Origin of the sequence: Massilia eurypsychrophila, from assembly GCF_002760655.1 — a bacterium.
GTDB lineage: Bacteria > Pseudomonadota > Gammaproteobacteria > Burkholderiales > Burkholderiaceae_D > JAFCUW01.
Genome location: NZ_PDOC01000016.1, coordinates 22,721 through 42,861, shown reverse-complemented (window position 1 = coordinate 42,861; position 20,141 = coordinate 22,721). Strand labels below are relative to the sequence as shown.

Below are 20,141 nucleotides of genomic sequence, written 5' to 3'. Positions count from 1 at the left end.
GCCTTGAAGACAACAACTCCAACCTTATGAGTCGGCGTCACATCATTGCTGTTTTTGCGGCCTGGTGCAGAATCGCGTCAGCGGCAAAAGAATCCTGTTTCCTCGACTTGATTTCTTGAATTATCGTCTGGTAGTGCTTTTGTACAGTTCGATGCCTGCCAAATCGTGCGACCGCAGGGTGCAGCGTCCTGAAGCAGTCGATCCGGCCATGCCTGAAGTGCCAAAGCTCTTTCGGTACGTGGATCCGCACGGTCTGACGGGTTGGCGCCTCGAACAGAGACTTGACGACGTTGTCGTGCGTTGCACTGCAGCCGAAGATCATAACATCGGGCTGCAGCAATTCACGTTCGAAGCGGAACAGTTTCGCTGAAAATTCCGTTAGCGCTACCGAGTGATTCCTGGCGTTCCTTGACTTCCCTTTTCCCTTGTACACGTCCATTTTAAACAGATTGTTCCAGATGACGGAGCCGGGGACGCCTCCAGTAAGTTCGCTCTCGAGAAGCCGCCGGGTCCTCAGGAAGAGCGAGTGACCGGGATCTGCGAGCAGGCCCTTCTCGTATTTGGCAAGCAGAGCGGGCACACGGGTAGTCGGATCGTCGAGTACTTCCGGCAGGCGGCAAAGCCAGCCTTTGGTTTCCTGGCCAACGAACATGACCCGAATCGGTGCTTTAAAATAAGCCTTTGCAGCATGGACGTTGAGCAGGAATGGCGCGGAAAGCATCTCCGTCTGTTCTGCCTTGAAAGCCTCGGAACGGCGCAGAGCTGAGAGCGCCTCCAGATAGAAGCTGGACAACTTTTCCTGGATTGTCGCAACATCATCCAATCTCGTCATTTGTTCGTTGTTTCGGTTTTGCATTTTTATTCTGAACCGGGGTCGTGAAGTAGTTGATGCCGGACCGAAAGCTGGCGGACGCCGATGAAGGGCGTGCATTGTGCAACTCAGCAATCGAGAAGCAGCGAGTATCGCCGGGCCCAGCTGCACCGTCAACGTAAGGAACATCGGAACGGTCCTTGCATTCGAACACCGGACCGGGCCCGGATAATGACAAACGCCAAGACCGCAGTGCAATAAGGACAACGCCAGTGCGCAGGGTCGGGGTTATTGCCGTGTTATTCTCGCGATCACGCCAATCACATCCCGGATCCAATGAAGTACTTTCTTCCCATTCTCGCAGGCGCATGGTTGTTAACCGGCTGTGCCGCCGCGCCGGCACCGGTTGACGCGCGTGATCTGTTCATGACCACGCTACAGGGCATGTGTAGCCAGCGGTTCGAAGGCGGACAGGCGTATGCGATAGATCCGAGAAACGATTTCGCTGGCAAGAGGATCTCGACCCAGGTCGTCTGTACGGACGCTGGCGTACGCATGCCGGTGGTAGTCGGCGATGATCGTTCCCGTACCTGGATTTTCACCCGCCCGCCGGCTGGGCTGGAACTGCGACACGATCACCGCTATCCGGACGGTACGCCCCATGCCGTGACCATGTATGGCGGAATGGCGCTGGGCGGCGGTACAGCGCGCTCCCAATCATTCCTCGCCGATGCGCATACTGCCAGACTGGTCCCTGGCGCGGAAACCAATGTCTGGACCGTCAGGCTCAGCCAGGATGGAACCGTGCTGACATATCGCCTGGACAGGCATGCCAGGCCACGCGCGGAATTTGTACTGAAGCGTATGCCCGGCTAGGCGTTCAGTGTCTATGACGATGACTAATCCAGTCGCCGGTTCTTATCAGCCCCCCTCGTATGGTTTGGCGAAGACTGCGATCAATGCTGGAATGGATCCAGATTAAGAAAGGTCGAGAGCGGCGCTTTCGCACCACCGGCGCCGACTGCCGGCAAACAAACCATGATATCGGTTGCAGCCCCCGTCTTGTTTGCCTTTAGCGATTTTTCGTCGCCTGCCTGTCCATGCGGAATGCAGATGGACGGATGATCAAATGGCGCCCTCCGAAAGCGCACACGGTCGTCGCTCAAGGTCAGCAGGAAGGCCACCAGATCTCTTTTCTGCGCTTCCGTCAAGCCAAGCGGGTGAATCGTCGGGTCGGGGTTCGGGTGATTCTTGGCAGCAAAGTCGCCGCCGCGATTATAGAAGTCCACCACCTGCATCAGCGTCGCTTTTCCTCCATTGTGAAAGTAGGGGCCGGTAAATTCCACGTTGCGTAGTCCTGGCGTCTTGAACGCGCCATCGACTGCGGTCAACGCGGCGGGGGCGATGGCGGATTCGTTGAACCTACTGCCCAGCAAATCGGTTTTTCCGCTTTGCGCCATGCGGGTTTCGGAGAGCGGATGGCCGAACGGATCAACGCCACCGACGCCAGGATCATCCGCCGTCGGCCGCACCCCTGTATTGAAGAAGCCATTATCGTAGCGGAAGATTGCTCCATTGTCCCCCAGGCGTTGATCGAGCCGTCCTTCGCCGGTCACGTTGCTAAACGACGCGCTGGTGAGTTCGGCTCCGGCGTGGCAGTGGATGCATTCACCCTGGCCCCTGAAGATCGCAAGCCCCCTCAATTGCTGCGCGTTGAGTGCGGCCGTTTGGCCCTCGGCATAGCGGTCGAAAGGCGTGTCGTCGGCAATCAGCGTTGCCTGATAGAGTTGCAGGGCGACGCCGAAGAACAGCGCAAAATTAGCCTCCATCGAATTGAACTGCTGGGGCCGAAGGCTGCTACCGGGATTGCGCGATTGGCGGCTCAGTTCCAAGTCCACGGTCTTGAATTTCAGAGCGTCCGCCGCGCTCAGATTGAGAATCGAGATTGAACTCCAGTACGCGGGCCGAAAAGCACGTTTGATCAGGGCTCCGTACGTGGGGGCAGCAAATGCCCGTACGCCGAGTACACTGTCGTCAGGTGCAATGGTCTGGTTGGCCAAGGGCCGAAGGCCGATCAGCTTTTGCGCGAGCTTCGCGAACGTTCGGTCTTGGCAGCTCATCTCATTTTCGCTCAGCGGAGGGCCCGAAGCCAGCGAGGCTAGGGGGGCGAATTGCAGGGAGAAATCGACCTGGCGGAGCACGCCGTTTTCGAGCTTCCAGACAAGCGTGTCCGGGTTTCGAAGTCCGAATGGATCGCCGCCGTTAAACACGTTGTTTGCCCTGCCGTCCCAAAAATTGCGGAAGTTGAATACGGCGTTGATCATCGTTGGCGTATTGCGCGGTTCCACCCGTCGCGTGTTGATACCGCCGACATTGAATCCGGAGCCGCCATGGACAACTGCATCAGAGACCGAAGCACACGTATCCGCGCCCCCGGTTCGAGAAACATCGGTAAAGCTGTGCGTGAATACACCTTGCGATGACACCACTTCATTTTTGTCGCCGATGATCGTCGCTGCGTCGTTCACATCGGCATGTCGGGTCAGGGGGAAATCGCTTGCCTTCAAGGTGTAGTTCGGTCCACCCAACTGGAACGTTTTATCGCCTGCCAGAAGTCCCGGATTGAGCTGACTCTTGATGCGATTGTCAGCGCCCGCGTGGGCGTGGCAAGTTGCGCAGGCGGTCACATTATCGCTGCCCACGCGCGCATCCCAAAAGAGTGCCTTGCCTAGTTGGATGGCCGCCTTCTTGTCGGTCACGAGGTCGTCAAGCTCCGACGCCGAGAGACCTGGAACTGGAACGGTCTTGAGCGAAGCCGGTGGTGGCATAGTTTCCGTTTCAGCACTCTGTCCATGCGCTTCAACTGCATAGATGGCGAGGCCGAAAACGGCACCGAGCATGACGGTGTAGACCATCGTCGTGAAGATGGCGTGGTATTTTTCGTCAAGTTGAACCGTGACATAGCGCGCGGAACGGGGGCGGAACAGCCGGATCAAGCAGGAGATGGACAATTTCCTGTTCCAGGATTTGTTATGCGCATGCATTGAAGTCTCCTACGCTAGTCGTACGATGGGTTCGGGTGGGGGGCCATGGAAAAATCCAGCGCCTCGCCATTGCGTACGATTCAGTTGCTAAAACCCACCAATCAGTGCGAAACAGGAGGCACTCGTCAACAGCGTAACGAAATGGATTGCTGGTTCGTTGAGCTTGACCAAGCGTATGACCTCACAGCAGGCCAAGGTCGGGGCGCGTTTAGCGCGAGTAGTTGTGCGAATCAAGGAACTGCTAGGAAGTAACGACTTCGAATGAAGTGGGTGCGAAGTCGGTGCCAGCGGCCAGATATCGCTGGGAAAGAAATATGCTGGGAAACCCCGCGGATCACCAGCTTTTAGCGAAGGCCGGAAACGGACCGGACACAAGGACAGTAGCTCCCACAAGCGACAGCGCCCACTTGCATGAGTGGCGTTGCGTGAACGATGTTCTTGGTGGCACGGGGTGGAATCGAACCACTGACACAAGGATTTTCAATCCTCTGCTCTACCGACTGAGCTACCAGGGCCATGGCGGCCGAATATAGGAGCGCCGCAGCCGGATTTTGCCGGCTGCGGTTTGCGCATCGTGGCATATGACATACTCGCCCGGGTCGGCGTCCAAAGGCCAGTTGCGATGTGTGCAGGTCTTGCGCCGGCAGGCGCACCGCTTACACCTATAGCCCCTACAGCGTCCAGGGATTCTCAACATGCGTATGCGAAAAAAATCGAACCTCCCGACCAAGCCATGTCAGCAATGCCAGTTGCCGTTTACATGGCGAAAAAAGTGGGAAAAGGTCTGGGGCGACGTCAAGTACTGTTCAGATCGCTGTCGTCAGGAGAGCAAGCGTAAGACATGAATGCCCGCGCTAACGCTGACGCGCTGACGGGTTCGGCAATGGTGTGGCCGTTGGGATTGCGTTCGAGGTAGACCTGGAGCGCTGGTTCGGCTTCCCAGAAAGGTCCCGCAGTGATCTCCCTGCCTGGCCACAGGCCGGACGCGTCGCCCTATTGTTGCTGAACGGGCGCGCCCGACGAGGGCGGCAAGTGTACCGCCTGGTCTGGCAAGGCCGGGCCTTCCTGTCAGGCCAGCAGCTTGAGCAGCGCTTTGGCCGCCGCTTCCGACGAGGCCGGGTTTTGCCCAGTAATCAGCAAGCCGTCCACGATCGCATGGGACTGCCAGTCAGCCATCTTGGAATAGATGCCGCCGTTTTGCTTCAGCATGTCTTCCACCAGGAACGGCACGACCTTGGTCAGGCCGACCGCCTCCTCCTCAGTGTTGGTGAAGCCGGTCACTTTCTTGCCGTTGACCAGCGGTTTGCCGTCCGGGCCCTTGACGTGACGCAGTACCCCTGGCGAATGGCACACTGTGGCCACCGGCTTGCCGGCCGCGACCATCTGTTCAATCAGGGCGATCGACGATGCGTCTTCCGCCAGATCCCACAGCGGCCCGTGGCCTCCCGGATAAAACACGGCGTCAAAGTCGCTGACCTTTGCGTCGGACAGCCTGGCGGTGTTCGCCAGCACGGCCTGGGCTTGCGGATCGTCCTTGAAGCGCGCCGTCGCCGCGCTCTGGGCATCCGGTTCATCGCTCTTCGGATCGTGCGGCGGCTGGCCTCCGAGCGGCGACACGACCGTCAATGCGGCGCCGGCGTCCTTGAGCGCGTAATAGGGCGCGGCAAATTCCTCCAGCCAGAAGCCGGTCTTTTTGCCGGTGTCGCCGAGCTGGTCGTGTGAGGTCAATACCATCAGAATGTTCATCGTTCGTTCCTTTGACGTGCGTGGGTAGGGGACTTACAGTGCTTCTTCAAGAATGCGCCGGCTGCGCGCCAGGTCGATGTCGCCATGTTCGCCAAGGCGCGTCATGCCGTGCTTGGCCAGTTGCGCCAGGACTGCCTCGACCGCCTGCGCGCCCAGACCATACGCTGACAAACGTGTGGGCACGCCAAGCCGTTCAAAAAACGCGCGGGTTGCATCGACCGCGGCATCGAGGCGCTCTTCCTCGCTGCCATCGCGAATGCCCCACACGCGCTCGCCGTACTGCAATAGCTTCGCGCGTTTTTGTTCACGTTGTACCTTCAGTAGCGACGGCAGCACGATGGCCAGGGTGCGGGCGTGATCGATGTCGTATAGCGCGGTCAGTTCGTGGCCGATCATGTGCGTGGCCCAGTCCTGCGGCACGCCGGCGCCGATCAGGCCGTTCAGTGCGAGCGTTGCGGTCCACATCAGGTTGGCGCGCGTGGCGTAGTCATCCGGCGCCGCCAGCGCCCGCGGCGCGATCTCGACCAGCGTCTGCAACAGGCTTTCGGCGAACCGGTCTTGCGCCAGCGCCTGCACCGGATACGTCAGGTACTGTTCGGTCGTATGGACGAACGCGTCGACCAGGCCGTTGGCGACCTGCCTGGCGGGCAGCGTGAACGTCTTGGTCGGGTCCAGCACTGAAAACTGCGGGAACAGCAAGGGGCTGCGAAACGCCAGCTTGTCCTGGCTTGCCTTGTGCGTGACGACGGCGCCGTTGTTCATCTCCGAACCGGTCGCCGGCAGCGTCAGGACGGCGCCAAACGCCAGCGCCTTGCGCACCTTGGTGCCACCGCTGCGAGCGATCTCCCAGGCGTCGCCGTCGAACACGGCCGCGGCGGCGACGAACTTGGTGCCATCGATCACCGAACCGCCGCCCACCGCCAGCAGGTAGTCGACGTGCTCGGCCTGGGCCATCGCCACCGCCCGCATCAGCGTTTCATAGCTGGGATTCGGTTCGATGCCGCCGAATTCGCGCACGCTGCGCTGGCCCAGTGCCGCGCGCACCTCGGCCAGGGTGCCGTTCTTTTCGGCACTGGCGCCGCCAAACAGGATCAGCACGCGTGCCTGTTGCGGCACCAGCGTGGCCAGCTCGGCCACGGTGTCCTTGCCGAAGATGATCTTGGTCGGGTTGTAAAATTGAAAGTTCTTCATGGGTTCCTTTGTATTAGACTGGTCGTCTTGAATTGGACGCGAAACAACGCCGGTCGTGCCGGCGTCGGCGTGCCCGAAGCGCCTAGTTGCCGGCCGATGGTGCCGCTGCCAGGCCAAGCAGGTTCAGCGTTGCTACCCGCGCGCCTTGCAACGCGCTCGGGTCGCGCCGCAGCTTGGTCAAGATCGCCGCGCCCAGCCACAGCTGGTACATTGTCAGGGCAGTGTGGCTGGCATCGGCGATCCCGCTGAGCGAACCATCGGCCAGCGCCCGCTCGATGCACTGCGCCAGCCGGGCGACGATGCGGTCGGTGCCATCGCGCAGCGCCAAGCGCATCGGTTCGGACATGTCCGCCACTTCGCTGCTCAGCTTGACCACCAGGCATCGGCAATCGCAGCCATCGTCCGTGTCGGCGCTCCAGCCGGCCCAGTAATCCATCAGCGATTGCAGCGCACTTTGCCCTGGCTTGGCCAGCGTTGCGTCCATCTGCGCGAGGTACTTGCCGACATAGTCTTCCAGCATCGCCTCGCCAAACCGTTCCTTGGACTTGAAATAATGGTAAAACGACCCTTTGGGCACGCCGGCCGTGCTGAGGATCTCGTTCAGGCCCACGCCGGCGAAACCTTTGCCGGTGATGATGGTGGTGCCGGTGTCGAGAATGTGCTGGCGGATGTCTTGGCGTTCTTGGCTCATGAAGCAATCATACCCGAAAATTAGACCAGTCGTCTATTCGTCCGTGCGTGCTGATGTCGCGCGTGGCCACCGGCGCCAGAATGTTGAAGCCGCTGCGCGCCTCAACGCGGTTACGCCGCAACGAGCTTTCGGTTGCCCGGGCCAGGCAGCGTTTTGATGATCTTGCCGACAGCCGCAGTGTAAGTCCTCGACTTGACCGTGCTGACGTAATGGTATTCCGCGCGCGTTTCCGCCGGGGTGACCACGACCACCATGAAGCCGCGCGACGCAGTTTCGGCATATTGCAGTGGCCCGATAATCTGCGTCAGGCCGCCCGCGACAGCGGCCGGATTTTCGTTCGGGAAGACCGTTTCAAATCCCGGCGAGGTGACTGACGATACGCCGAACTCGACGCCGACGGCCTGACCGCTCAGATCTGCAAGATCGCTCGCCCAGGCGTTGTGCGTGTCGCCCGCCAGGACCACAAGGTTCTTGTTGAGCGTTGTCGCCATGCCCAGCACAGTTTCGCGCGCAGCCTGATAGCCGTCCCACGCATCGAGGTTGTAGGGAATCGCTGGTTGGCTGAGGATCTTCAGCTCTGCCGGCGTCAGGTCTGCGGGCGCGGTCTGCGCCTTCGTGGCGAGGACGGTGTAGGCACTGAAGCTGATCGTCTGCAACACGAGCGGCGCTGGAATATTCATGCGTCCCATCAGCACCTGCTGGCCCAGCAGTTGCCAGGTCGCTTTGGATCTGGTCATCTGCCCCTGCAGCCAGCTTGTCTGCTCAGTGCCCATGAGTTGCCGTGACGGGTTGGCAAGATCGGCCGCTAACGCCGTGGCGTTGAATGCACCATTGGCGCCGATATAGTTCGCGAAGTTGAGCTGTTTGTCGCGGCCAACGACACGCGTGTCGAGCATATGCAGCGACAGCAGGTTGCCGAAGTCAAACGAGCGGTAGATGCGGTCCGGCCGGCTTGCGTCGGGCAACCGGATTGGCATCCATTCGTGATAGGCCTGCATTGCCATCTGGCGCCGCGCGATGAACAATCCTTCGATTGCCGGGTCATGATTCTGCGCGCCGTCGCGCCATGCATCGTTGGCAAACTCGTGGTCATCCCACACCGTGATGAACGGCAGCCTGGCGTGAACGTTCTGCAAATCCGGATCGCTGCGGTACTGCGCGTGGCGCCGACGATAATCGGTCAGCGTAATGATCTCGTTGGCAGGCAAGGAGACACGGCCAAGCGTTGCTGCATCGTCGGAGGCATAGCCGTCCTTGGCATACTCGTAAATGTAATCGCCCAGATGGAGCGCGACGTCGATATCGTTGTGCTTGGCGGCCTCGGCGTAGACATTGAAGTAGCCGGCGGGATAGTTCGAGCAGCTGAATACCGCGAGTTTGACTTGGTTCAGGTTGCCGATGCCAAGCGTCCTGGTACGGCCAGTCGGAGAGGCCACGCCGAAGCATTGGAAGCGATAATAATAGCCCCGGTTCGCTGACAAGCCTGTCGCATCGACCTTCACCGTATGGTCGCGCGCCGTCCCGGTCGTCATGCTGCCGGACGCAATGACCGTCCTGAAGTCGCTGTCCTCCGAGACAAACCAGGTCACTTCAATATCTTCCGTACTGGTCGTGCTTACGCGCGACCACAGGATCACGCGATCAGCCAGCGGGTCGCCACTGGCAACGCCGTGCATGAACCTGACGTCGATGGGGGCACCGTCGCCGCCGCAGCCGGCGAGTCCAATGCCGCCTGACACCGCCATGGTGCCAAGTGAAACCTTACGGAGAAAGCTGCGACGTGAATTCGATTGGGTCATTGGTAGCCTGTCGTCATGGGTGAATTGCCAGACCAGATTATGCGAATGACATGACTTCCTGATGACAGGAGTCTGAAACGACGTGCTGACGTTGTCTTGGCGATTCCTGCCGGTGCGCGATATCTTCCGTAAACTGCTGCGCGAATTGCACCCGGACCGCGAGCGCGACACCTTCGAGCGCGAACGCAAGACAGCGCTGATGCAGCGCCTGCCCGGACTGCGGCAGCCTGCTTCTAGCTGTGCTTCCGATCAATCGAGGTTCAGCCAGATCTCGTTGCGTCTCATGAACCAAAGGGTCATCGGGCCGTCGTAGCGGGATAGCACCGGTTCGCCCTTCCAGGCAATTTTGGCTGCGCGCAGCCCATCCTGGAGTCTGGCTAAATGCTTGCCATAATTCGATTCCGACCATGAGCCGGAATAACGAATCACCGCAAGTTGCCTGGGCGGCACTTCGCGCAGCATGACGCGGGGATCGAGGGGTTCCGGCGCGTTTTCCATGGTGATGCCTTTGGGCAGAACAAATTGCACCAACATTCCACCGGTGGCGATGCTCTGGGTCACCGGCGCCGTCATTTCCAGCTTCATCGGGGCGGCGGTCTGGGTCACGGGTGCGGTCATGGCAAGCTTGCGTTCGCCCTTGTTCTTGCCGAAGATATAGCCTGCCAAAACGGGGAAGGCGCGGTTCCCTGCATCGCTGGCGGGGGGCGGGACCAATACCTCGGCGACGGTGTAGGCCGCGTACTGGCGAATTTCAAATTCCGGGAACGTTCGCAACACGGTATAGGCGGGCTCTTCGGTCGCGTTGCTGGTCGCTGGCAGCAGTGTCAGCGAGAGCACGCTCGCAAGGGTTGCCTTCAATATGGTTCGCTGAGGCAGTGCACCTTGGCTGGTGTCGTGAATGGAATGGCGCATGGAAAAGTGTTGGAGAGGTGGATTGATCGGATAGCATACACTTTTCAGCGTACCGTCCGTGAATGGTCATCTGCATCGCTGATCAGCGACTCCATAGGCCGGACGCGGGGAGTGTGGAAGCCACAAACTTCTCGGCGTCGGGCCAGCTCCGTTGACGCCCAGCCAATCATGCGGCATGATTGCATGACTATTTGGAGGCGTATATGTTGAAGGAAGTCGGTGCCAGCGGCCAGATATCGCTGGGAAAGAAATATGCCGGGAAACTTTTTGACGTCATCTGTCACCCTGGCGATCGATTCGAGCTGATTCCGGTCCGGGTCGTGGCGACCACGCCGCCTCAGGCACCGCAGATCCTCCAAGTGCCGGACGGGTGGGTGCCACCTGGTGGATATGGCGGGTGTACACAGTGGGCGCTGGACAATCGCGACGCTTTGGAGCAATACGCACGCCAGATTGAGGAAGAGGGAACTGCGGCGGAGCAATTACAGCGCTTTTTGGCGGAGCATCCGGAAATGTTGACTGGTGGCCATGCCGAGATTTGATATATTCGTTAATCCGAACACGAGTGCCCGTCATCTCCTGTACGTCGACGTGCAGAGCGATTTTGTTCGTCTCAGCACCAGATGGTGTATTCCGCTTTCCCGTCATGTGCCGCCACGAGCAATCGTGCAAGACGTCCAAGCCCTGATTGAGTTTGAACGTCAAGAATATGTAATGGACACTCCCAACCTTTTGGCGGTGCCGGCGAGCCTGCTGCGCCAGCATGCTGGCCGTCTGTCGACGAGCGACCAGATGATCGCCGAGTCGTGTATCGAATTCGTGCTGCGCGGCTATTGAAATTTCACTTCGTCGCTGCGGCCGTGAAATCCGCACCTTGGACCGGCTACGGACCTGATTTTTGCGCGCCGGGGCGGTGGGGCGGCTGACAATGGATCCCGACCAGCCTACAGTTTCGACGCGTGTGCCGTTATTTGCATCGAGGCCCGATCGCGCCATTACGGGGTGCCGGAAACGCCTCGCCGGGGCGCTGCCGCTCGTGCCCCAGAAGTCCAGATATTGAACAATACGCTAACATAGCGGCCACCATGCATATTCCACGTCCCATTACGAAACGCGCCCTCTTCCTCGTCACCGTCGCCTGCTTGGCCTTCGGCGCCCTGGCATGGGGGCTAGTGCAGAAAATGCGAGGGCCGGCCTTGGCCGGTTACGAAGTGGCGGCGCGGCCACTGGTGCAGACCGTCGTGGCGACCGGCCGCGTGGCGGCCGTATCGCGTGCACAGGTCGGCAGCCCGGTGACCGGGGTGGTAGTCGAGCGGCGCGTGCAGGAGGGCGACGTGGTGCAGCCTGGCGACGTGCTGGCGGTACTCCGTGCCGACGATCTCGAGGCCTCGGTTCGCGAGGCGGAAGCCGCCCTGGCCCAGTTGCAGCAGTCGACCCGTCCGCAGGCGCAGGCCAGTCTGCACGAGGCGCAAGCGAGGCTGGCTCAGGCCGGCCGCGAAGCCAAGCGTCGTCGTGATCTCTTCCAGCAGCAGATGATCACTCGCGAAATGATGGAACAGGCGACACAAGCGGAGACTGTCGCCCGCATCGCGGTCGAGCAGGCGCTGCTGACTGTTCGTTCGCTCGTCGCCGGCAATCCCAGCGAGGCCGCCGCGCGCGCGCGTGTGGCCAGCGCCAAAGCGCAGTTGGCCAAGATCACGATACGCGCCGAAGTCGCCGGTACCGTGCTGACCCGTAACGCCGAGCCGGGCGATCTGGTGCAACCCGGTCGGGTCCTGTTCGAAATTGCGCGCATTGGCGACACCGAAGTGGTGGTACCACTGGATGAAAAAAACCTCGAAGTGCTCGCGATCGGTCAGCCGGCCATGTGCATCGCCGACGCCTACCCTGTGCGGCCGTTCCCGGCCAAGGTGAGCTTCATCGCCCCCAGCGTCGACGCGCAGCGCGGCACTGTGGACGTGCGCCTCACCGTCACTCCGGTGCCCGCATTCTTGCGCCAGGGGATGACCGTCTCGGTGAACGTGGAAACGGGCCGCCGGGGCCGCGCCATCGTCGTGCCTAACGACGCCCTGGCGGCCACGGACGGCAACCAAGCCGCGTTGTGGCTGGTCGCGAATGGCCGCGCCACGCGGCGCCAGGTACAGCTCGGCCTGCGTGGCCTCACCCAGACTGAAGTCACGGCCGGTTTGCGGGTCGGCGACTGGATCCTGGCGGATGCCCAGGCCGCGCTGGCACAAGGCGATCGCGTGCGCTTGGTGTCCACCGGCTTGACCGTCGACCCCGCCGCGCGCAATGAACTGCCGGTCAAGCTGGACTGACGCCGATGTGGATTGAGTGGACCATTGCTACCAGGTTTTTACGTGAAGGCAAGGCGCAGAGTACCCTGATCCTGGTTGGCATCGCCGTGGGTGTCGCAGTGATTGTTTTCCTCACTGCGCTGATCACCGGACTGCAGGGCAACATCATCAACCGCACCCTGGGCACTCAGGCCCACATCAAGGTGCAGCCCACGCAAGAGAAAAACCGCATCCTGCCGCCTGCTTCGGGAAGCGCGCAGCTGCTTCTGGAAAGCAAGCGCGCCCAGCGCCTGCGCTCGATCAACAATTGGCAGCAAGTGCGCGACGTGCTCGACGTGCTGCCGCGTGTCAAGGCCGTGTCGCCGTTGATCTCCGGGCCAGCGTTTGCGCGGCGCGGCGAGGCGCTGCAGTCGGTGGCGCTGGTCGGCATTGACGCAGCGCGCTACCTGCGCATCATCCCGATTCAGGATGACATCGTCGCCGGCGTGTTCCGCATCGGCGCCGGCGACAGCGTGATCGGCAAGCAGCTGGCCATAGACCTCGGCATGCGCGTGGGCGACAAGCTGCGGCTGGACGGCGGCCAGGGACGGGAGAGCGTGGTGACCGTCGCTGGCATCTTTGAGTTGGGTGTGCGCGAGCTGGATGCGCGCTACGTGTACCTGGACATGAAGCAGGCGCAGTCGCTGCTCAACCTGCCTGGTGGCGCGACGATCATCGATGTGACGGTCGACGACATATTCGACGCGCAGACTATCGCCGCCCGCATTGCCCGCCTCACAGGACTGAAGGCGGAAAGCTGGATGGAAACGAATGCCCAGCTGATGAACGCCTTGCGCTCGCAGAGCCTGTCCACGCAGATGATCAGCGTCTTTGTGGCGTTGAGCGTGGCGCTGGGCATTGCCAGTGTGCTGTCGGTGAGCGTGGTCCAGCGAACGCGTGAGATTGGCATCTTGCGCGCGATGGGCACGACGCGGCAACAGATGCTCCTGGTATTCTTATTCCAAGGAGCACTGTTCGGCCTTGCCGGTTCGCTGCTCGGTGTCGTCGCGGGATATGGCCTGGTGGGCGCGTTCAACACGTTCGGGCCAAAACTGTTTTACATCCCAGTGGAGCCATGGCTGCCGGTGGCCGCGACGGCACTGGCGACGGTCACCGGCCTCCTGTCGGCAGCGGTGCCGGCGCGGCGTGCAGCTTCACTCGACCCGGTGGAGGCGATTCGCCATGTCTGAGCACGACGCCAGCGAGGAGATACTGCGCCTGCAAGGCCTTCGAAAAAGCTACAACGTCGGAAAGCCGACCGAAGTGGAAGTGCTGCATGGGCTGGACCTGCGTCTGCAGCGGCGCGACTTCGCTGCGCTGGTAGGTGCGTCCGGCTCGGGCAAGAGCACGCTGCTCAACGTGATCGGCCTGCTCGACCGGCCTACGGCGGGCGAGCTGCTGTTGCTTGGCGCGCCTACCCGCAGCATGGACGACGCCGGGCGCACCGCGCTGCGCGGCAGCGCCATCGGCTTCGTGTTCCAGTTTCACCATCTGATTCAGGCTTTTACCGCGCTGGAGAACGTGCTGATGCCGCTGATGGTCGCCACCGGCAAACCCGCGCCCGAACAGATTGAACGGGCGCGCAGCCTGCTTGCCCAGGTCGGTCTGGAGGGGCTCGATCAGCGCAGGCCCGACCAGCTCTCCGGCGGCCAGCAGCAGCGCGTGGCCGTGGCCCGCGCGCTGATCTCCCGCCCGGCGCTGCTCCTTGCCGACGAGCCCACAGGCAACCTCGACACCAAGTCCGCCGCCGAGGTATTCGAGCTGTTCCGCAAATTCAACCGGGAGTTCGGCTGCGCTGTTCTGCTGGTCACTCACGATCCGCGCCTGTCCGAGCAGTGCGACCGCACCATCGAGCTAGTGGACGGCAACATCGAGAGCGATGATGCACTTGGCTAAGCCGCAAATACAAACAGCGGGTAAGAACTGATCCGATCTGAAGCTGAGTCGCAGCCCTGCGGCGCGGCTGACGGGGCGGGGAAGCGCGCGCCGCCTCGCAGATAGGACGGACACGAGGATCACGTGTGCCGGAAACGAAAACGCCAATCACGATGGATTGGCGTCTTGTAAAACATGTTCTTGGTGGCCCGGGGCGGAATCGAACCACCGACACAAGGATTTTCAATCCTCTGCTCTACCGACTGAGCTACCAGGCCAAGAGGCATGATTATAGACACCCGAACGCGGGTTTGCAAGGCCGAGTATTCACTTAACAAATAAATTGCTGCATTCCCGCATAAAACTGTGGCCTTTCCAGCCGTTATAATGGTTCGGATGAACAGCCCAACTACCTCCGCCGCGCGGCACGACAGCGATGTCTGCATCGTCGGCAATGGCGCGATCGCCAAGACCACCGCGCTCGGCTTCGCCCAGGCCGGCCATTCCGTCACCTTGCTGGTGCCGCCGTCCGGCCCGCCGCCCGCGCCATTGGCGCCCGGCGCCGAGCAACCGTGGGACGTGCGTGTTTACGCGCTCAATCACACAGCCCACACGCTGCTGGCGTCACTGAAGGTGTGGGGCGCGCTCGACGCGTCGCGCGTCGCGCCGGTCGATTCGATGGCCGTCAACGGCGACGGCAAGCAGCCGGGCGACGTCGAATTTGACGCCTTCGGCGCCCACGTCGGCACGCTCGCGTGGATCGTCGAAGACCGCAATCTGAACCAGGCGCTCGACGCCGCGCTCAGGTTTGCGCCCAACGTCAACATCGTCAGCGCCCGCGCGGTCAGCCTGGCCACCAGCGACACCGGCGCCACCGTCACGCTCGATGGCGGCGCCATCGTCGCCAGTGCGCTGGTGGTCGGCGCCGACGGCGGCCAGTCGTGGGTGCGCGGCCAGTGCGACATCGGCCTCGATTACCGCTCGTACCACCAGCGCGCGGTGGTGACCAATTTTAGCTGCGCCAAACCGCACCACGGCGTCGCCCACCAGTGGTTCACCGGCCACGAAGGCATCGTCGCGCTGCTGCCGCTGCCGGGCGACAGGGTGTCGCTGGTGTGGTCGGCGCCCGACGCGCTGGCCGATACGTTGATGCGCGAGTCGCTCGGCGAACTGGCGGTGCGCCTGGCGGTGCTGAGCGAAGACAAGCTGGGACAACTCAAGCCGCTGCAGCCGGAGTCGGTCAAGGACGTGCCGCTGATGCTGATCCGCCCGCACGCCATCGTCGCGCCGCGCGTGGCGCTGGTGGGCGACGCCGCCCACGTCGTGCATCCGCTGGCCGGCCACGGCATGAACCTCGGCTTCGCCGATGTGGCCCAGCTGCTCGAAACGGTCGCCGCGCGCGAAGCGCAGCGCAGCATCGGCGATGAACGCGTGCTGGCGCGCTACGCCCGCGCGCGCAAGGAAGACGTGCTGCTGATGCAGCTCGCCACCGATGGCCTGGCGCGCCTGTTCGGCGCCGATCTCGAGCCGGTGCGCGTGGTTCGGAATTTGGGGCTAAACTTGCTGAATAAGTTGCCCATGCTCAAGCGTCGGCTGATGGCCCACGCGATGGGGAAGTAGGATTTTTTTGTAACCGATTCGGAGTAAATCATGGGTAAATCACATATCGCTGTGCTGCTGGCGACCGCGCTGGTGGCAGCGTGCGCCGGCGCCGAGGCGCCGCTCGAAGCGAACATCAAGAAGATCGTCGAGCCGAAACTGGGGCCGGGCGTGAAGATCGAGTCGGTCAAGGCCACGCCATACGGCGGCCTGTACGAAATCCGCGCCGGCGGCGACATCTTCTACACCGATAAAAGCGGCGAGTACCTGTTCATGGGCCACGTCTTTAGCACCAAGACGGCGCAGGACCTGACCAAGGAACGCATCGACGAGATCAACAAGATCAAGTTCTCGGACCTGCCGCTGGAGTCGGCGCTCAAGCTGGTCAAGGGCAACGGCAAGCGCGTGATCGCGGTGTTCGAGGATCCCAACTGCGGCTACTGCAAGCGCTTCCGCCAGACGACGCTCAAAGAACTCGACAACGTCACCGTCTACACCTTCATGTACAACATCCTGTCGGAAGATTCGTTCGCCAAGTCGAAGAACATCTGGTGCGCGCCGGACCGCAACAAGGCATGGGACGACTGGATGATCAACGGTAAAGCCGCTCCCGCCGCCGCGGCCAGCTGCGCGACGCCGAACGACAAGATCCTCGCGCTCGGCCAGAAGATGCGCATCCAGGGCACGCCGGCGATCTTCTTTGCCGACGGCAGCCGCATCCCGGGCGCGGTCGACATCAAGACGCTCGAGGCGAAATTCAGCAGCATCAAGTAATCAAGTAGTCGGTAGCACCACTAAAACAATATAGATCGTCATTCCAAAACCAAGGGGCAGGGCATGGTAACTCTTCATATTAACGGCCGCGACATGCAAGTCGAGGCCGATCCATCGACGCCTATTTTGTGGGCCCTGCGCGATAACCTCAACATGACCGGCACCAAGTTCGGCTGCGGCGCGGCGCTGTGCGGCGCCTGCACCGTGCACCTCGACGGCGACCCGATCCGCTCGTGCGTGACGCCGATTTCGGCAGCGGCCGGCAAGAAGATCACCACCATCGAAGCGATGGATGCCGACAAGGTCGGCAAGGCGGTGCAGGATGCGTGGGTCAAGCACGACGTGCCGCAGTGCGGCTACTGCCAGAGCGGCCAGGTGATGAGCGCCTCCGCTCTGCTGCGTACCAACAAGGCGCCGACCGACGCCGACATCGATGGCGCCATGAGCGGGAACATCTGCCGCTGCGGCACCTATCAACGAATCCGCGCGGCCATCAAGGACGCGGCGAAGACTTTAGCCTGAGGGATCGATCATGCGTATTGAATGGATTAATCCCGCGGCGCTGGTGCGCCCGGCAGAAGGCGGCCTGTCGCGCCGCAGCTTCCTCAAAGCCGGCGCGGTAGTCTCCGGCGGCCTGGTACTTGGCTTCTTCATGCCGGGCTCGAACAAGTTCGCCCGCGCCGCGGATGCGCCCAAGCCGGTCTACGCGCCCAACGCATTCCTGCGCATCGCGCCGGACAACACCGTGACGGTGATGGTCAACCGGCTCGAATTCGGCCAGGGTGTGCACACTTCGCTGCCGATGCTGATCGCCGAGGAACTCGATTGCGACTGGTCGCAGATGCGCGGCGAGCTGGCGCCGGCCGGCGACGTGTTCAAGGACCCGGCGTTCGGCATGCAGATGACCGGCGGCTCGGGCACCATCGCCCACTCGTTCGTGCAGTACCGCGAAATCGGCGCCAAGGCGCGCGCGATGCTGGTCGGCGCCGCCGCCGAACAATGGAAGGTCGCGCCGGCACAATGCAAGACCTCCAAGGGCTTCGTCATGGGGCCGGTAGGCCAGAAGGCCAGCTACGGCTCGCTCGCCGACGCCGCCATGAAGCAGCCGATGCCGGCCACCGTCACGCTGAAAGACGCGAAGGACTTCGCCATCATCGGCAAGCCTACCAGGCGCATCGACGCGCGTGCCAAGTCGAGCGGCAAGCAGGTCTTCGGCATCGACTTCATGCCGCCCAATACCAAGGTGGCGCTGGTGGCGCGCCCGCCCGTGTTCGGCGCCAAGGTAGCGAAATTCGACGCCGCGCCGGCGAAAGCGATCAAGGGCGTCATCGACGTGCTCGAGGTGCAGACCGACCGCGGCGGACGCGGCGTGGTCGTCATCGCCGACGGCTACTGGCCGGCCAAGCAGGGCCGCGACGCGCTCGTCATCGACTGGGATGCCAGCGGCGTCGAGAAGGTCAGCACCGCAAAGCAGATGGCGGACTTCGCCGCGCTGGCAAAAACGCCGGGCGCTGTTGCGCTTAAAGCTGATATGTCGAAGCTGGCGTCGGCGCCGAAGAAGATTTCGGCCGTCTACGAATTTCCGTACCTGGCGCACGCGCCGATGGAGCCGCTCAACTGCGTGGTCGACCTGAAGGCCGACAGCTGCACCGTGTGGGCCGGCACCCAGTTCCAGACCGCCGACCACGCGGCCGTGGCGCGCACCTCGGGCCTGGCGCCTGAGCAGGTGACGGTCAACACGATGATGGCGGGCGGCGGCTTCGGCCGGCGCGCCGTGCCATCCTCCGACTACATCGTCGAGGCGGTCAATGTCGCCAAGGCATACCGCGCCGCCGGCAAGAGCGGCCCGGTGAAAGTGATCTGGAGCCGCGAGGACGACATCAAGGGCGGCTACTACCGGCCGTCGCACGTGCACCGCGCCGACATCGGCCTCGACGCCAAGGGCAAGATCCTGGCATGGGATCACGCCATCGTCGGCCAGTCGATCATCGCCGGCACGCCGTTCGAGCCGTTCATGATCAAGAACGGCGTCGACCAGACCATGGTCGAGGGGATGGGCGCGCCGTACGACGTGCCGCTGAACCTGACCGCGCACACCGCCAAGGCGAACGTGCCGGTGCTGTGGTGGCGCTCGGTCGGCTCGACCCACACCGCATTCGTGATGGAGACCCTGATCGACGAAGCGGCGCATGTGGCGGGCATGGATCCGGTCGCGTACCGCAAGACGCTGATCGATCCGAAGCACGCGCGCCATCTGGCCGCGCTCGACCTGGCTGTGGCCAAATCCGGCTACGGCAAGAAGAAGCTGCCGAAAGGCCGTGCCTATGGCGTGGCGATGCACGAGTCGTTCGGCTCGGTGGTGGCCTACGTCGTCGAGGCGTCGGTGACCAAGGGCGTGCCCAAGCTGCACAAGGTGACCGCCGGCGTGCACTGCAACCTGGCCGTCAACCCGCTGTCGATTGCGGCGCAGGTCGAGGGCGCCGCGCTGATGGCGCTAGGGACCACGCTGCCGGGTGCCGCCATCACGCTGAAAGACGGCGTCGTCGAGCAGCAGAACTTTGGCGACTACATCGTGGCGCGCATGACCGACATGCCGCAGGTCGACGTCTTCATCGTGCCTTCCGGCGATGCGCCGACCGGCATGGGCGAACCGGGCGTGCCGCCGCTGGCGCCGGCGTTTGCCAACGCGATCTTCAAGCTGACCGGCAAGCGCCTGCGCAAGTTGCCGTTCGACCTGCAGACGGCGTAGGCCCGCATGACCCCTGTCGGTATTTTGCTCGCCGCCGGCAGGGGCCGCCGATTCGATCCCTCCGGTGCACGTAACAAGCTGCTGCAGCCTGTGGCTGCTGGCGAGCCGGTGGTTGTCGCCAGCGCGCGCGCGATGCTGGCGGTGCTGCCGAAGGTAGTCGCGGTGGTCGCTCCCGATGACGGCGGCGTCGCCGACGCCTTGCGCGCGCTCGGCTGCGACGTCACCACTTGCCCGGATGCGGACCAGGGCATGGCGCAGTCGCTGGTGCACGCGCTGCGGCATTCCCTGCCGGAGGCGCGCGGCTGGCTGGTCGCGCTGGGCGACATGCCGCACGTGCGTGTATCGACCATTCAGGCGCTGGCCGATGCGCTGGCCGGCGGCGCCGTGATCGCCGCGCCGGTGTGCGGCGGCAGGCGCGGCAACCCGGTCGCATTTGGCGCCGCTTGTCTGCCCGAACTGCTGGCGCTGAGCGGCGACGAGGGTGCCCGCCACATCCTCAAGCGCCACCAGGTCGCCGAGGTAGCGGTCGACGATCCCGGCATCTTCCAGGACATCGATCAGCCCTCGGATTTACAGCGTTGAGCTACACTCACAACATGATTAACGTCGTCCTC

At 62.5% G+C, this 20,141-nt stretch carries 19 protein-coding genes, 1 tRNA gene and 1 pseudogene; 12 read left to right on the top strand and 9 right to left on the bottom strand.

Annotated features, from left to right (window positions below; translation table 11 throughout):
- Window positions 1–37: 37 nt before the first annotated feature.
- Window positions 38–856 (bottom strand): hypothetical protein, encoded by an 819-nt coding sequence (locus CR105_RS20375; RefSeq protein ID WP_131021779.1) that lies wholly within the window; start codon window positions 854–856, stop codon window positions 38–40.
- 291 nt (window positions 857–1,147) lie between these two features.
- Between CR105_RS20375 and CR105_RS20370 the strand changes: the two genes are divergently transcribed.
- Complete coding sequence (locus CR105_RS20370; RefSeq protein ID WP_099791601.1) at window positions 1,148–1,687, top strand: hypothetical protein; 540 nt, start codon at window positions 1,148–1,150, stop codon at window positions 1,685–1,687.
- 80 nt (window positions 1,688–1,767) lie between these two features.
- On the opposite strand, the gene CR105_RS20365 is transcribed toward CR105_RS20370, so the two are convergent.
- Window positions 1,768–3,855, bottom strand: coding sequence for a cytochrome-c peroxidase (locus CR105_RS20365; protein ID WP_229414038.1), 2,088 nt, complete (start codon window positions 3,853–3,855; stop codon window positions 1,768–1,770).
- Between the two features lie 695 nt (window positions 3,856–4,550).
- Here CR105_RS20365 and CR105_RS20355 point away from each other — a divergent pair.
- On the top strand, window positions 4,551–4,700 hold the full coding sequence (locus tag CR105_RS20355) for a DUF2256 domain-containing protein (protein WP_099791599.1): 150 nt from the start codon (window positions 4,551–4,553) through the stop codon (window positions 4,698–4,700).
- On the opposite strand, the pseudogene CR105_RS29015 reads toward CR105_RS20355, so the two are convergent.
- The 6 genes and pseudogenes from CR105_RS29015 to CR105_RS20320 form a co-directional block, all read right to left on the bottom strand.
- Window positions 4,651–4,845: pseudogene (locus CR105_RS29015) on the bottom strand (hypothetical protein); the annotation flags it as partial. The gene CR105_RS20355 and the pseudogene CR105_RS29015 sit on opposite strands and share 50 nt — an antisense overlap.
- 78 nt (window positions 4,846–4,923) lie before the next feature.
- On the bottom strand, window positions 4,924–5,601 hold the full coding sequence (locus CR105_RS20345; RefSeq protein ID WP_099791597.1) for a type 1 glutamine amidotransferase domain-containing protein: 678 nt from the start codon (window positions 5,599–5,601) through the stop codon (window positions 4,924–4,926).
- A 33-nt stretch (window positions 5,602–5,634) separates the two neighbouring features.
- On the bottom strand, window positions 5,635–6,792 hold the full coding sequence (locus CR105_RS20340; RefSeq protein WP_099791595.1) for an iron-containing alcohol dehydrogenase: 1,158 nt from the start codon (window positions 6,790–6,792) through the stop codon (window positions 5,635–5,637).
- Between the two features lie 82 nt (window positions 6,793–6,874).
- The gene (locus tag CR105_RS20335) at window positions 6,875–7,483 is read right to left on the bottom strand and encodes a TetR/AcrR family transcriptional regulator (protein ID WP_099791593.1); all 609 of its coding nucleotides are present in this window, start codon (window positions 7,481–7,483) and stop codon (window positions 6,875–6,877) included.
- 110 nt (window positions 7,484–7,593) lie between these two features.
- On the bottom strand, window positions 7,594–9,282 hold the full coding sequence (locus tag CR105_RS20330; RefSeq protein WP_099791591.1) for an alkaline phosphatase D family protein: 1,689 nt from the start codon (window positions 9,280–9,282) through the stop codon (window positions 7,594–7,596).
- Window positions 9,283–9,531: 249 nt separating this feature from the next.
- A complete protein-coding gene (locus tag CR105_RS20320) occupies window positions 9,532–10,194 on the bottom strand; it encodes an SOUL family heme-binding protein (RefSeq protein ID WP_099791588.1) in 663 nt (220 codons plus the stop codon).
- Window positions 10,195–10,397: 203 nt separating this feature from the next.
- Between CR105_RS20320 and CR105_RS20315 the strand changes: the two genes are divergently transcribed.
- From CR105_RS20315 to CR105_RS20295, 5 genes are all read left to right on the top strand, one after another.
- Window positions 10,398–10,736, top strand: coding sequence for a type II toxin-antitoxin system CcdA family antitoxin (locus CR105_RS20315; RefSeq protein ID WP_099791586.1), 339 nt, complete (start codon window positions 10,398–10,400; stop codon window positions 10,734–10,736).
- Window positions 10,723–11,031: a CcdB family protein gene (locus CR105_RS20310; protein ID WP_099791584.1), complete on the top strand. Its 309-nt coding sequence runs from the start codon at window positions 10,723–10,725 to the stop codon at window positions 11,029–11,031. Before CR105_RS20315 ends, CR105_RS20310 begins: the two co-directional genes overlap by 14 nt.
- Before the next feature lie 248 nt (window positions 11,032–11,279).
- The gene (locus CR105_RS20305) at window positions 11,280–12,512 is read left to right on the top strand and encodes an efflux RND transporter periplasmic adaptor subunit (RefSeq protein ID WP_099791582.1); all 1,233 of its coding nucleotides are present in this window, start codon (window positions 11,280–11,282) and stop codon (window positions 12,510–12,512) included.
- Window positions 12,513–12,517: 5 nt separating this feature from the next.
- Window positions 12,518–13,720 (top strand): ABC transporter permease, encoded by a 1,203-nt coding sequence (locus CR105_RS20300; protein ID WP_099791580.1) that lies wholly within the window; start codon window positions 12,518–12,520, stop codon window positions 13,718–13,720.
- Window positions 13,713–14,426, top strand: a complete 714-nt coding sequence (locus tag CR105_RS20295; RefSeq protein ID WP_099791578.1) for an ABC transporter ATP-binding protein — start codon at window positions 13,713–13,715, stop codon at window positions 14,424–14,426. The genes CR105_RS20300 and CR105_RS20295 overlap by 8 nt, the downstream gene beginning before the upstream one ends.
- 181 nt (window positions 14,427–14,607) lie before the next feature.
- On the opposite strand, the gene CR105_RS20290 is transcribed toward CR105_RS20295, so the two are convergent.
- A tRNA-Phe gene (locus CR105_RS20290) sits at window positions 14,608–14,683 on the bottom strand.
- A 109-nt stretch (window positions 14,684–14,792) separates the two neighbouring features.
- On the opposite strand from CR105_RS20290, the gene CR105_RS20285 reads away from it, so the two are divergent.
- The 5 genes from CR105_RS20285 (at window position 14,793) to CR105_RS20265 (ending at window position 20,109) form a co-directional block, all read left to right on the top strand.
- Entirely contained in the window at window positions 14,793–16,025 is a 1,233-nt protein-coding gene (locus CR105_RS20285) for an FAD-dependent monooxygenase (RefSeq protein WP_370660698.1), read from the top strand.
- Between the two features lie 30 nt (window positions 16,026–16,055).
- Window positions 16,056–16,778, top strand: a complete 723-nt coding sequence (locus tag CR105_RS20280; RefSeq protein ID WP_099791574.1) for a DsbC family protein — start codon at window positions 16,056–16,058, stop codon at window positions 16,776–16,778.
- A 63-nt stretch (window positions 16,779–16,841) separates the two neighbouring features.
- Window positions 16,842–17,300 carry a (2Fe-2S)-binding protein gene (locus CR105_RS20275; protein WP_099791572.1) on the top strand — a complete coding sequence of 153 codons (459 nt, stop codon included), beginning with the start codon at window positions 16,842–16,844 and terminating at the stop codon, window positions 17,298–17,300.
- Window positions 17,301–17,310: 10 nt separating this feature from the next.
- The gene (locus CR105_RS20270; RefSeq protein ID WP_099791570.1) at window positions 17,311–19,527 is read left to right on the top strand and encodes a xanthine dehydrogenase family protein molybdopterin-binding subunit; all 2,217 of its coding nucleotides are present in this window, start codon (window positions 17,311–17,313) and stop codon (window positions 19,525–19,527) included.
- Between the two features lie 6 nt (window positions 19,528–19,533).
- Window positions 19,534–20,109 carry a nucleotidyltransferase family protein gene (locus CR105_RS20265; protein ID WP_099791568.1) on the top strand — a complete coding sequence of 192 codons (576 nt, stop codon included), beginning with the start codon at window positions 19,534–19,536 and terminating at the stop codon, window positions 20,107–20,109.
- Window positions 20,110–20,141 lie beyond the last annotated feature (32 nt).